The sequence below is a fragment of the Dyella sp. 2YAF14 genome (genome assembly GCF_052114725.1).
Classification (GTDB): domain Bacteria; phylum Pseudomonadota; class Gammaproteobacteria; order Xanthomonadales; family Rhodanobacteraceae; genus Dyella.
This window is the reverse complement of record NZ_JBFRFH010000003.1, coordinates 190,891-206,270: the sequence shown is the minus strand read 5'-3', so window position 1 is coordinate 206,270 and position 15,380 is coordinate 190,891. Positions and strand designations below refer to the sequence as shown.

Below are 15,380 nucleotides of genomic sequence, written 5' to 3'. Positions count from 1 at the left end.
CCGGCTTCGACGGGTGGCTGGTTTGGCTTTCAACGTCGGAGGCCTATGGAACGCCATCAAGCGATGCTTGCTTGCGGAAGAGGGTAGCGGTTGACTCCCCTCTGATCGTCGCCGCGCAGGCCTTCGCGCAATTGCCGCAAGGCGATGCTGAGGCCTATGCGGTAACCGCTGCCGATGTTGCCGTTGATGATGACGGTGGCGAGCGGAGCTTTGTGAAAGCCGGCGTCGTGTTGCAGCTCGGCATCAATCTCTTCGTGAACTTCGATATACGGCGCGCCCAGATGGTCTAACGCGTCAGCCAGGCCGGCCTCGGGGTGCTCACGTACTTCTGATGCCAGGTCACCTGGATCGAGCAGTACAAACTCGGTGCTGTCGGTGCCGGCAGCGCACACCTGACCGACAAAGTGGCTCAGGTCCTTGCATCCTCGAAGCTCCAGCGTGCATCCCGCCGCGCCGGCTTGTTGCTGAAGTTGTTGTTGCAGTTCCTGGGGAAGCGAGTGGCCGGACGTGTGCGGCCCATGGACGATCACAATGCTCACAGCATGGTGCTTTTCGGCGCTCCTCGGAGCGGATGAGGCATGCTGGGTCCGGCGGGCGTAAAGGCGCTACATCGAAATACTGCGGGGGCGTAAATTTTCCGCCTCGAGGTGGGTGCTGCGGGAGTGCGCCGTCATGACTGGCCGTCCAGGCAGCCTGTTGGACGACATCCAAGGGAATCTTGGTCCCCCGCAGTGATGGCCGGCCATGACTGGGCGCTGGCCCGGGGTCTGTGAGGGATTTGCTCCGGGACCCTAAACTTTTTTCCGCGCCCTGGGATAAGGACACAAAGGCCCTTTAAAGAGGGCTCCTTTGATGACTTATTCGGGGAGTGGTCGCATGGTCGCAGTGATTTCAGGGAATGGGCTGGGTCTGGGCAATACGTCGTTGACTCAGCTGGGCCAGACGTCGGGAGGACAAGCGTCCATTGGGCAGGCCGGCATCGGCCAGTACCTCAATCTTGCGACCGGTAACCTAGTGCTGCAGAACGCCGACGAGGGCCTGATCTTCGACGGCTTGCCGCTCAACGTTTTGCGCACCTACAACAGCCTGGGTCAGCTGACTGGCAACCAGGGCTGGCTATTCGGCTTCACCCGCAACGTGGGCGGCTTGACCGGCACCCTCAACACGGCCGGCAGCACCATCACCCGCACGGCGGACGACGGTTCGACAGTGACCTACGCGTACAACGCCACCCTGGGCAAGTACGTCAGCCAGGGTCAGAACGGCGCGGCCGACACGCTGAGCTGGAACGCCGGGACGTCGACCTGGACCTGGACCGATGGCGGCAGCCGCGTGCAGGAAACTTACAACGCGACGGGCCAGTTGCAGACCCTGGCCGACCCCGAGACGGGCGCTCAATACACCTTTGGCTACACCGGCGCGCAACTGACCACGATCACCGCGGGCGACGGCGATCAACTCACACTGGGCTACACCGCGGGCGCGCTCAGCAGCCTCTCGATCAGCGAGATTCCGCCGGGCGGCAGCACGGCGGTGGTGCGCCAGCAGGTGAGTTACGGCTACGACGGCCAGGGGCGCCTGCAGACGGTGACGACCACGCTGGGTTCGGACACCGATGCCACGTCCGCCAGCTACACCACGACCTATACCTACGATGGCAGCAGCGACCGCGTCGCCTCGGTCACGCAGAGCGATGGCACCACGGTCAGCTACACCTATGCGCAGGACAGCAATGGCACCTGGCGCGTCGCCACCATCACCACCGGCAGTGGCGCGGCGGCTCAGACGCTGACCCTGGGCTACACGCTCGGCACCGACACCACCACGGTCACCGATGGCCTGGGGCGCGTCTGGGCCTATACGTATAACGCCGCCGGCCAATTGGCCAAGGTCACCGCGCCGACGGTCAACGGCAGCAGCCCGACCACGCAGTACAGCTACGACGCCAGCGGCAACCTGACCCAGGTCGTCGATGCCAATGGCGGGATCACGTCGTATACGTACGACAGCAACGGCAATCGCCTGAGCGTGGAAGATCCGACGGGTCACACGATCAGCTACACCTATAACGTCGACAACCAGGTCACCAGCCAGACTACCTACAGCGTCCCGGCGCAGGGTGTGATCGGGCAGGGTGGCTACGTGGCTCCCAGTGGCGCGCAAACCACTTATTTCGTTTACGACAGCAGCGATCGCCTCAACTACGTTGTTGATGCCCTGGGCCATGTGACCGAGCACGACTACGGCACCAGCAGCGGTGTCACCGTGCTGAGCAGCATCAAGCAATACGTCGGTGCGAGCTACAGCCTGGCGGGGCTGAGCCCAAGCACGCCGCCGACTCTGGCGCAGTTGCAGAGCTGGGTGGCCAGTAGTCCGGTACAGGCCGTGCTTGGCCAGATGGAACGCACCGATTACAGCTACGACGTGCGTGGCCAGTTGAGCCAGTCCATCCAGTGGGGCGCGCTGAGCAGCGCCGGCGTGGGCACGCTTAGCAGCGACACCAGTGCGGTGGTGACCAAGTTTACTTACGACGCTCAGGGCCGTTTGCTGCAGCAGGCAACGCTGCGCGGCAGCGCTCGCACCACAGCGGAGACCACCAGTTACGCCTACGACGGGCTGGGTCGACTGATCAGCAGCACAGACCCGCTGAACAATGTCACCAGCTATGTCTACACCGATAGCGGCAATCAGCTAGCCATCATCCAGGCCAACGGCCTGACCACCACGCAAGTGCGCAACAGCGCCGGCGAGCTGCTCAGCAGCGCGCAGTCGGCCAGTGGCCAGGCCAGCCGGGTGACGTCTTATCTCTATGACGCCGCCGGCCAGCCGGTGGCTGTGATCGATGCGGGCGGCAATGTCAGCTACACCTTCTACGATGCGGATGGTCGCGTGTCGGGCACGGTGGATGCGACCGGCGCCGTCACTGCCTATACGTACGATGCCGACGGTCACGTGGTGGCCACCACGCAGTACGCCACCACCATCAGCACGGCCGGTTGGGTGAGTGGAGGCGCACTGACCGCGAGTTTCCCGGCCAGCGTGCCTGTGCCGACGGCCAATGCCAACGATCGTACGGCCCACACGTTGTATGACGGGGCCGGTCGAGTTATCGCCACCATCGATCCCCTCGGCAACGTCGTTACGACGACCTATGACGGCGATGGCAATGCGTTGAGCAGCACGGCTTACGCAACTGCGCTGACGGGTACGCAAGTCACCGCCTTGGGTAGCGCGCCGACCTGGGCAGCCCTGCAGGCGGACCTGACCAGTAACGCGAACGATCGCATCACGCACTCCGTATTCGACGCCGACAACCAGCCGGTGGCATCGATTGACGCATCGGGCTACGTCACCGTGTCCGCCTATGACACGGCCGGTCGCGTCGTCAAAACCACCATCTACGCCACGGCGCTGACGCCGGCCCAGCTAACGGCGCTCGGCAGCACACCGACGCTCGCTGCGCTGCAAGCCGATCTGGCCACCAACGCGGCCGATCAAACCACGCGCACCTATTACAACGACGAAGGGCGGGTGGTTGCCCAGATCGACGCGGATGGCTATCTCACGACGACCGCGTACGACGAGACGACGCATACCGCGGTCACGACCCGCTACGGCACGCCATTCACCTCAACGCAACTGACCGCATTGACCGGCAGCGAGACCAACGCGGCGCTGGTGGCCCTGCTGGGCGTGTCACCGGCAACGCAGGCGAGCACGAGCATCTACGATGCGGATGGCCGTCTGCATCAGGTCACCGCGCCCGATGGCACGGTCACTGTCTACAGCTACAACACCGTCGGCCAGCTGCTGTCCACGACGGCAACGCCGGCGGCAGGCCAGGGCGCGGCCCGCACCACCAGCACGAGCTATGACGCCTTCGGCGAAGTGACTGGCCGTACCGACGGAAATACCAAGACCACCAGCTACACCTACAACGTGCTGGGTCAGCAGATCACTGCCACCGACCCGCTGGGCAATATCACCTACACCTATTACGACGCCGATGGCCGCGTCGCATACACGGTGCAGGGCCAGCCCAGTGGCGGCACGCTCAATGCATTGGGCGATGTCATCGCCTATTCGTACAACGCCTTTGGCCAGGTGGCCAGCACGCGCCGCTACGCGGGCATGCTGACGCTGGTCACGTCGGGCACCAGTAGTGGCACCACGCTCAATGTGAGCAACGCGACCACTGCCCAGGTGGCGGCGGCAGCGGCGGCACGTGCCAATCCGGCGACGGACACCACCACCAGCTACAGCTACACACTGGACGGCCAGGTGGCCGGCACCATCGATGGGCTGGGCTATCAAACCGCCAACATCTACAACGCGTTCGGGGACCTGATCCAGCAGCAGCAACAGTTGAGCACGCCGTGGAGCGGCCTGACGGCGGGCAACAGCACCACGACCACCTACACCTACGACGCGCGCGGCGAACGCACCGGCGAGACGGACGGCGTGGGCACGGCGGTGGCGCGTACCACCTCGATGACTTACGACGCTTTCGGGCGCGTGATCAGCGCCGCGGACGCCCGCGGCAGCGTGATCACCTACGGTTACGACAACCTCGGCCGCCAGGTGAGCGTGTCGCAGACGGTACAGGGCGCGGCCCGCACCACGCATACGACTTACGACGCGTTCGATCGGGTCGTCAACCAGACGGATGCGCTGGGCAACAGCACCATCTACCAGTACGACCTGGCCAATCACAAGACCATTATGACCACCGCCGACGGCGTCACCGTCACCACCGTGCGCGATGCCTACGGCGACGTGCTCACCGTGACCGATGGCCTCAACGACGTCACCACGTTCACCTACGACGGCGACGGCAACCTGCTCACAACCAAGGACGCGCTGGGCAACATCAGCAGCAATCAATACGACGCTGACGATCATCTGATCCAGACCACGGATGCCACGGGTCACGTCGTCTCTTACAGCTACGATGCCAGCGGTCGCGTGCTTACGCGCACGGTCGACCCGTCAGGTCTCAACCTCAAGACCAGCTACGCTTACGACGGCGAAGGTCGCCAGCTGAGCATCACCGACCCGATGAACTCGGTGACCACCTACGCCTACGATGCCGACGGCAACGTACTTACCCAGGTGCAGGACGCCGGCACCGGCAAGCTCAACCTCACCACCACCTACACCTATGACGGCGCCGGCAAGGCGCTGACGGTGACGGTGGGTGCGGGCACGAGCGCTGCGCGCACCACGCAGTACGTATACGACAACCTGGAGCGGCTGAGCCAGACCATCGTCGATCCGTCCGGGCTGCATCTGGCGACGACGTATGCGTACGACGGCAACAACAATCTCACCAGCGCCACGGATGCCAACGGGCATGTGACGCGCACCGTCTACAACGAAGCCAACCAGGCGGTTCTGAGCATCGACGCCAGCGGCGCGGTCACGCAGCGCACCTATGATGCCGATGGTCGCGTGACCTCCGTGCGCGCCTATGCCACGGCCCTTACCGGCGCACAGCTGAGCGCCCTGGGCAATGCGCCAAGCGTGGCCGCAGTAACGGCCGACCTGTCGGTCACCAGTTACGACCAGGTTTCCTATGCCGCGTACAACGCGGAAGGCCAGGTGCGTTACAGCATCGATCCGCAGGGCTATGTCACCGAAACGCGCTACGACAGCGCCGATCGCGTGAGTGAGGTGTTGGTTTACAAGACGGCGGTGACGGTGTCCGCTGGCGAAGCGACGGTGTTGCAGCAGTCGCAGTCGACGGCATTGTCGTCGGTCGGGTCCCTGGTCAGTGGCGCCGTCAATACCGACGCGAATGCGCAGGCCACGCTCTATCTCTACGACGCCGATGGCCACGCGCGCTTCACGGTGCAGCAGAACACGGTGAACGGCCAGTTGCTCGGTGTGGTGACCGAGCAGCGCTTCGACGCCGCCGGTCGCGTGGTGGCTACCGTCAGCTACGGCATGACCCTTGTGTTGTCCACGAGTCAGACGCTGGCCGCACAGCTTTCCACCAGCAGCGTGGCGCAGGCGCTGGCGAGTGCTCCCAATCACGTCACCTACAGCGTTTATGACAATGCAGGCCGCCTGCGTTACACCATCGATGCCACCAATCACGTCACCGAAACGCAGTACGACGCTGATGGCCGAACGCTGAAGACGATAGCGTACGCCAACGCCATCGCGTTGCCCGGCACGCAGACGGTGGCGACGCTGGCTACTGCGATCAGCGCCACCAACAGCGGTACCACGGGTGCGCGCATCAGCAGCATCACCTACGACGCGGCGGGTCGCATCACCGCGACGGGCGACGCGTTGGGCGCCAACGCCAGCTTCCAGTACGACGCCACCGGTTTGCAGACCGGTCGTGCGGATCGCGATGGGAACTGGACCTACGTACTGTTTGACAAGGCCGGTCGCAAGACCCTGGAACAAAGCCCGCCCGTCACGGTGGGCAGCTACAACAGCAGCAATGGCGCGTTCCAAAGCGTCACACAGTTTCTGTACACAACCTACAGCTACGACGGCGTCGGCAACGTCACAGCCGTCAGCAAGGGGACCGGACCGGATTCGGCGCACGTCACGGTCCTGAACACGACCAACTACGGTTACGACGCGGTCAATCACCAGACCAGCACCACCTACGCCGGCGTGGCTGCCACGCACGTGACCTACAATGCGCTTGGCCAGGCCGTGGTCGATCAGGACGCGGACGGCCACTATCAGTACAAGATCTACAACGTTGACGGCGAAGTGGCGTACAGCGTCGATGCCGACGGGTACATCACTGCCAACACCTATGACGCCTACGGCAATGTGCTCACCACGACGCGCTATGCCACGGCGCTCAATACCGGTGCGATTACCGGCTGGAGTGCCGGGCAGGCACTGAGCGTCGCCCAGCTGCAGCAGGGCTTGGCGACATCGGGCAGCGATCGCAGCGTCACCACGACCTACAACCAGCTCAGTCAGAAGACGCAGGTCCAGCAGTCCGCCATCAGCTACGTCTACACGATGGGCCCGCAAGGCGGCAGCGTTGCAGGGCCGATGTCGCCGACTACCACGTACACCTATGATGCGTACGGCAATGTCACCAGCACGTCCACCCTGATCCAGGGCGCCGACACCAGCGGAACGCCCGCGATCTGGGCCACCACGTACAACTATTACGATGCCCTCAATCGGGCGACGATGACCGTCACTCCCACCGGGAGCTATACCAGCCCGCAGGGTTACGTCACCACCACCAGCTATGACGCATTCGGCGACGCGTTGACGGTGACGCAGTACGCCACGGCCGTAAGCACGAGCGGCGTCAGTACGACGACGACGCCAGGCCTGCCGCCCGCGGGCACGCTGGCCACGGGCTATGACCGCACCATCACTTACGGTTATGACGGTATCGGCCGCAAGACCAGCGAGACCGACACCGGCGAATACAGCTACGTCAACGGCAGCGCCGGCTTTGCCAACGGCAGCTCGGTCACCTCCTATACCTACGACGGCGAGAATCGCGTACTCAGCATCACCGTCAACGGCATGACCACCACCACGGCGTATGACACCGTAGGCCGCGTCATCAGTGTGACCGCGCCAGCGCGCCAGGCCTTGGTCAGCAACTGGCAGAGCCTGTTGGCCAGTACGTCGGTCGACCTGACCAGCGCCAGCCTTTACACCACGGTCAGCCCGGTCACCAGTTACGTCTACGATGCGCTCGGCCATGTGTTGAGCACCAACGTCGCTGCTGGCGGGCTTTCCGAGCAGACCTGGTCGTACTACGACGCATTGGGTCGCCAGACCGGCGAGTACGATGCAAACGGCAACACGCACAGCACCACGTACGACAACAACGGCAATGTGCTCACGCAGAGCTTCACGCTGACCACCAATGGTGCGTCGAGCACCGTCACCACTACCTATACCTACGACGCCAACAACCAGCAGCTGACTACAGCCACGCAGCGTAGCGGCCAGACCGGCTATGACGCCTATACCCAGGTCAAGTACAACGCCTTCGGTGAAGTGGTGGCACGGGGTGACAACAACAGCTACGAAGCCACTTACACCTACGACAACGCCGGCAACCAGCTCACGGCGCCGGACGCCAAGTCGGGCGCCACCCATACCTATAGCTACGACCTGAGCGGCGACGTCATCGTGGACACCACGGTCACCACGACGGTCAACGGTGTCAGTGGTACTACCTGGACCCATAACGTCACCGACCTGTCGGGTCATGTTGTCTGGTCACGTGGCCCGAGCACGCAGGCAACCACGGGTGTGAACGGCGCCACACAGCAGACGCGCAGCTATGACCGCTGGGGCAATGTCATCTCGACGACCGATGCCGTCGGGAATGTCACGCAGTACCGGTACGACGTGCAAAACCACGTTATCCAGGTCATCGCGCCAAACGTGCTGGTGGTGTCCGCCACAGGCGTGCGCACCTGGCAGACGCCAACCAAGGAGTGGTACTACAACGTCAGCGGCCAGTTGATGGGCATGACCGACGAAAACGGCAACTCGTCGTGGAACACCTACGACAGCGCCGGCAACGTCACGGTGAGTCAGGATGGTGTTGGCAATAGAACGTATACCGGGTATGACGCCCTCGGTCGCGCCGTGGCCCAGCAGACGCCGCCAGCCAATACCGCCAGCGGCTCGTACGCGCGCATCACCTATACCAACTACGACAACCTCGACCAGGTCGTGCAGCAAGGTGACTTCCTGCTCAACAGTGCCGGCAACGCACGCGTGCAGCAGGCGCAGGAAACCTACCTGCTCAACTCCAACGGTGACCGCCTGCAGGTCACCGACGCGCTGGGCAACACCAGCTACTACAGCTACGACAGTCAGCATCGCGTGCTGACCAGCCAGACAACCATCCAGCATCAGAACGGCTGGCAGGAGACCTATACCTACGACGCCAACGGCAACAAGGTGGGTTACACCGATGCCAATGGCAATTCGGAAAGCTGGGCCTACGACTACTTCGGCCGCGTGCAGTCCCATGTCGACCTCAGCGGCGCCAACACGACCTATACCTATGACGCCGGTTCTGGCCTGCTGACCAAGGAAGTCAGCAGCTGGGCGCCCGCCGGGCAGGGCAATCCGGGCTATCTCCCGGGCATCCTGACCGGCAGCGGCAGCGAAATTGACTTCTCCTATTACGCCGACGGCCAGGTGCAGCAGGAAGCGCAGATGTCGGGTGGTACGACGGCCCTGTGGGACAACTACCAGTACGACGCCAACGGCAACCAGACGCTCGATGCCACCTGGACCACCGATGGCGCCGGCCTTGCGGTCCACAGCGAGACCATTACCAGCTACGACAGCCACGGTCGCGTGGCCGTGGTTACCACGGAGAACCAAGACACCAGCGTGGCCAGCACGCGCACCGTGTACAACTACGATGCTGCCGGCAACCGCCGCGCAGTGTTCGTGCAGAGTGCCTACGGCGGCGCATCCGCGATCAGCGGCAGCGGCGGCGCGCCGACGACGTCCGGCATTGGCGGCCTTACCGCCAATCCGACCGGCCCGTGGAGCACCAGCATTGCGGGCTACTTCACCGACAACGTCGGCTTCGGCCTGACCTTCAGCGCCACCGGCCTGCCGGGCTGGCTGTCGCTCAACAGCAATGGCACCTTCAGCGGCACGCCGGGCGCGCCGGGCAGCTGGACCGTTACGGTCACGGCCACGGACGTCAATGGACAGAGTGTGACTACCAATGTGGTTGTGACGGTTCCCGTCGCGCCACCGGTGTTTTCAGCCGGCGCAGCAAATCAACTTGGCGGCGTGGGTGGTGCGTTGAACTTCAGCGTAGCCGGCGCGAATGACCTGAACGGCGGCACGGTCACATATAACGCTACGAACATGCCGTCGTGGCTGCACTTCGACCCTAACAGCCGGACCTTCACCGGCACGCCTGTGTCGGGAAGCGTGGGTACTTACACCATCACGGTCAAGGCAACAACTTCGGAGGGTGGCGTTGCGACCGAGAACTTCACTCTGACGGTGCAGGCGACGCCGCCCGTCTTGAATGGCACGCTCAGCAACCAGACGATGTATGGCACGCATCAGTCTTCGTTTGCATTCAGTACGAGTGCCTTCTACGAAAGCGATGGCGACACGCTTATCTACAACGCGGGCTCGTACCAAATGCAGTCGATTCCGGGTGAGCCCACCACGGAAGTGGATTCGGACCTTCCCGGCTGGCTGACGTTCTTTCCTAATTCGCTGACCTTTACCGGCACGCCCCCGCAGAGCGCGGTGGGTCAGACATTCAACATTTACATCCAGGGGCAGAATCCTCAGGGTCAATACGTCAAAGGCTACTTCAGCATCACCGTTGCCCAGTACGTGCAGCCACCGCCGGTGTACAACGGTAATCTCACCAATCAGTCAGGCGTGATCGGTGGTGCCTCGGTCAATATTCCGCTGCCAGGCAATGCGTTTAATGAGCCGGATGGCGGGGCGCTTACTTACAGCGGCATGGTGCTCATACCTGCGCACGTACTCACCATCAATAGGGGTGGGGAGCCGATTGACACGAACGTGGCGGCCACCTGGGTACCCATTGGCTCGGTCGGACTGAGTGTCAATGCTACGACGGGTGCGGTCACCGGCGTGCCGCAGACCATGACGTACCAGACCTCGTCTTTCTCGACACCCATCTACGCGTCTGTCAGCAGTTATCAGATCGAAATCATCGCGACCAATGCGCAAGGCGGCGCGGCGGCCGGCGCGTTCATGATGAACAACTCATACGCGCCCATCTCGGTAGCCAACCCCATGCCGGCGCAGACCTATACGCCGGGCGGGGCCATCCTCAAGTACACCATGCCGTCCAACGTGTTCTATGACCCCACCGGGAACACGATGACCTATACCGCCAGCAATTTGCCGAGCTGGGTAACTTTTGATGGCGCCACGTTCTATATCAACGGGGGTGCAGCAGCCGGGGCGTACAACATCACTGTAACTGCACACGATCCAGTCTCTGGAAATACCGCCAACACCATGCTAACCATTAATATGGTGAATGTGGCGCCGGTATTCTCCGGTAGCCCCGTCAACATCAATGCAACGCAGAATCAATTTTTCAGCTACCAGGCGCCGGGCGCATCAGATCCCAATGGCGACATAGTTTCGTACACGCCCTATTGCTGGAACGGGGCGAACTGGGCCAGTCTGCCCGGATGGATCAGTTTCGACTACAACTCACACACCTTCAGCGGGACGCCTCCGGCCGGCGGAAGTTTCGCGTTCGCGGTATTCGCTCAGGATAGTCACGGAGCGCAGGTGGGTGAGTCCTTTACCGTCAACGTGGCAACGGTGCCGCAGCCGCCGCAGTATATCGGCACCATCAACGGCCATGACTACGAGTACGGTGCACCAGCAAACGTCTCTATCGGTGTTGCCAACCAGTTCATGGATCCCCAGGGCGGGACGCTGACATACACCTACACGTGTCCGTCGTGGCTGATCTTCAATGCTGGAAACATGACGTTCACCGGCAACCCGAACATCAAGAACGATACGTTTCACCAATACACGGTGACGCTGACCGCTCATGACCCTGCCGGACTGTCAACGACCATTTCGTTCATCATCAGCTACCAGGGGCCAGGGGGTAACCTAGCGGCCCAGGTCGCAATGACGCAAGCGCAGACTGTTCAGGCAGGGGCGCCTGATATTCAGAGCTTCTGGTTCACCTACGACGGCGACAACCGCACCGTGGTGAACAATGGTGCCCTGACCAACGGCCAGATCGTGGTCACCGGCGGCACCTACCAGGACCCGTCATTCGCCAACCAGTACGACGCGGCCGGCAATGTGGTGATCCGCAACACGGTCAATGCGGCCACCTACCAGCAGGTCCAGGGAGCCACCACCACCACTTACAGTGCTGGCGATTTGATGAGCCAGAAGATGGTGTACGACGGCCGCAACGAACTGGTGCAGTCGTACAACACCGTCGACACGACGATCGGCCAGTCCAATCTGGGTGTGGGGACGCAGTACTGGTACGACGCCGATGGTCACCAGGTGGGCAGCAATAATTACCTGGCAACCAACACGGTCGAGAGCATCTACGGTCTGCCGGATCGGCCGACCGGCTATATGTATCTCAATATCGGCGGCTGGCTGACCACCGGCACGGCCACCCAGTACAACGCCGACGGTCAGGTCGCCCAGCAGGTGAGCTGGCAGCCGCCGCAGCGCAACTGGACGCAGATTGGCCAGCGCTACTTTGATGGTGATGGTTCATTGCCGGACAGCGGCGCCAGCGCCGTGCCGACCATCGGTAGTGATGGCCCGGCCGTGGTGGCCTCCACCACGACCTACACGGCCTTCGACCACGAAGACAACGTCACGGCCTACAGCTACAACCAGCCGGCTGTTCCGCAGGCAACACCTGCATACGGTGCGAACTACGTCGTCAACTACATCAAGAAGGACGGCTACCTCGAGCAGAGCACGACCGGCACACCCACTGTGTCCGGCTACGTGCCCGCCACCGACACCAGCTACTACGATGCCTTCGGCAATCGCATCGTCGTGTCGCAAAGCAGCCAGACCAATGCGGGTGCTCCACAGAACACGACTCGCGTGTTTGCGTATAACGCTTCAGGCGAGATCCTTGAGCGTCGCACGGGAGCGGCAAGCGGCAGCACGTTCACGCCCAACGGGTACACGCCCGATGACCACTATGTCTATGTCAATGGCCAGTTGATTGGTGACATGGACGGCGCGGGCGGGATCAGTGTCTCCGGAAATCTCACGGGCTTCAGCAGCGGCAACCCGACGCAGTACGTGGTGGCCGCCGGCGACACCCTGGAAAGCATCGCTCAAAGCGTGTACGGCAACAGCAGCCTGGCGTACATCATTGCGGCAGCGAATGGCCTCACGGGAGACAGCGGCCTAGTCGTGGGGCAGGGTATCACCGTGCCTTCGGTGACTACGCACTCAAATACCTCGACGACCTTCAAGCCGTATAACCCTGGACAGATCATCGGCAGCACCACGCCGAGTTTGCCGGCGGCGCCGCCGCCGCCGCCGAGTTCGGCGGGTTGTTCGGGGTTGGCGGAAGTGCTGGTAATTGCTGTTGTAGTCGTGGTGTCCATCTATACGGCTGGCGCATTTGCAACGATGGCACCGGAGGTTGTGGGTGCTGGCGCAACCGCCGCCGGTGCCTCCACTGTCACCGCCTCGGCCGTATTTTCAGCAGGCATCGGTGTCATGACGGGGGCGGCGGGAGTCGGCGGTCTCGGAGCGGCATTCGTCGGTGGGATGCTCGGCAACGCGGCAGGTCAATTGACTGGGGATGCCTTGGGTGTAAGCAAGGGCTTCTCTTTTGGGCAGATGATTGCCGGAGGGCTGACCGCCACAGCGGGTTCAGAGTTTGGAAGCTTGCTGCGAGGCGCTGGCTACTTCGCCAGCGCTAGCAATGCTTTCACGCCAGAGGGCGCCGGTATCTTGGGGGCGGGGAATTATGCCGCCGGTATCGCCGCTGATAAGGTTACAGGGCAGTCAGAGCATTTCAGCTGGGCGGGCCTCGTTGCTTCTGTCGTATCCTCCAGTGCAACGGCGGCTGCCAACCTTCAGGGCGGTGTCATGCAGAGCATGGGGCTAAGCTCAGGAATCGGTAATGATATCGCTGGTGGGCTAATGTCCGGTGCACTAAACCACGAAACGTCGAAGTTGCTTGGGGATAACCACGTCCAAGGGTGGGGTCAGATTGCGGAGGATGCGTTTGGGAATGCGTTGGGGAATGCGGCGATTGCGGGGATGAATAGCCCGAGCAGTGCGCAGCAGGGCCAGCAGTACGACTTTACGAAGCTTGGCCAGGGCGTCGGAGCGCAGGGCGATGCGCTCGCCTCATACAGCCCGTCAGACTTTCCTATGCTGGCATCCGCCGGATCGGCGTCCGATGGCGCAACTTGGAAGGTGCTGCCTGGAGATGATCCAAGTTGGCGGCTCCATCCAGAGAGTCAAGTAATTGCCTTCATACCCGACAGTAGCGATGCCGACCAAGAATCAGTGGCGAGCGCTAGCGCGCCGGTGTCGTATCTAAATAGCAGCGCCACCGCAGCCTATGGACTGTCTGATGGCACGCTTGCGCAGCCCATGGGCACGCCGTTTTACGAACAAGGTGCACCTGGAGTTGGCGGCAACGGAGATCAATCAGCGTACTCGTTGGCTACGGCCGGGGTGGGAGATGTGTCTGCCGATCAGCAAGGCCAGTCCTCGGCGCCCTATCAACTGGGAAGTTATCGAGCCCTTTCGGACACAGAGGCATTCTTCACCTTTAAACCCCTCGGGCAGGCTCTGTCGGGAGCCGGAGATCGCGTGAATGGACTCTTTAATTCACTGATCACGCCAGGGGTGGGTAAGGCGGCAATGATCGCTGCGACGAATCACTATCAATCGGCTTATCAAAACGGCACCTTTGGCAATACCGTTCTCACCGATACAGGCAACCTGATTCAGGGGGCGATTCAGTCCTCACCGCTGGGATTGATCAAGGCGCTCAATGAGCGCCAGAAAATGGGTGGCATGTACGCGCTCGGTGGCGCGCTATTTGATACGGCAACTTACGCGGCTCCGCTGGCCGCCGAGCGCGCCATTGCCGAGGGGAGCAGCCTACTTGATGCGGGTGGCCGCAGCTTGGTTGATCGAGGGGCTACAAGCGGCGCAGACTTCGCTGAGAGGGGCGCAAACACGATGAATAGCTCCAATCTTGGTTGGGGCGTAGAAAAGGCATCTCCAGAACTCATTGATAGCGTTGCTGGTCGACGCACTCTCGTCTTTGCCCAGGAGGGCAGTGAGGACATGGCATATTTGAATTGGATGCAGGCAGAGGCAAATGTGGGTGGTCCGGACTACACGCATATTCTTCTCCGTGACAATCCGAGCAAGGCGGCGGTGCTGGAAGAGTTCCTTCATGGAACGCAGTCCAAACTCGGCATTGTTGATAGGCTCGGCCCGCAGGGGTTTGGTAGTGCGGAAACCCATGTGAAAGACTTCATGATTCGCCATCAATCGATGCTTGGCTTGAGCAGCGAGGATGTCCAGATTCTTCGGCAGCTCAGAGACGCTGGCTTGTAAGGGCAAAAATAATGAAATTTGAAATGAAGGTGATGAATGTATTTCGCCTGTCAAGCGGCCGAACGGTGCTTGCGGGATTGGTCGATGGGCACCCGGGATTGATTCAATCGTGTATGTGTGAGCTTCAGGTTGATGGAAGATTTCATCAGCGATTCGAGTGCGAGGGTGAGCAAATCGTCAAGAAGCACACGGCCAATGACCTTCGCGCGATAGCGACAAATGCTGATATCTCATTGACGTCAGAAGATGCGCAATCTGGTGAATGGAGGCTCGTCTGTCTTGGATAG

At 61.9% G+C, this 15,380-nt stretch carries 2 protein-coding genes; one reads left to right on the top strand and one right to left on the bottom strand.

The window, feature by feature from the left end:
* Positions 1 to 56: 56 nt before the first annotated feature.
* Entirely contained in the window at positions 57 to 539 is a 483-nt protein-coding gene (locus AB4Y82_RS07075; RefSeq protein ID WP_441602153.1) for a type II 3-dehydroquinate dehydratase, read from the bottom strand.
* Positions 540 to 876: 337 nt separating this feature from the next.
* Between AB4Y82_RS07075 and AB4Y82_RS07070 the strand changes: the two genes are divergently transcribed.
* A complete protein-coding gene (locus AB4Y82_RS07070; RefSeq protein ID WP_441611192.1) occupies positions 877 to 15,093 on the top strand; it encodes a putative Ig domain-containing protein in 14,217 nt (4,738 codons plus the stop codon).
* Positions 15,094 to 15,380 lie beyond the last annotated feature (287 nt).

Coding starts and splice junctions, on each gene's coding strand:
- AB4Y82_RS07070 (WP_441611192.1), top strand. CDS start 877: ATGGTCGCAGTGATTTCAGGGAATGGGCTGGGTCTGGGCAATACGTCG.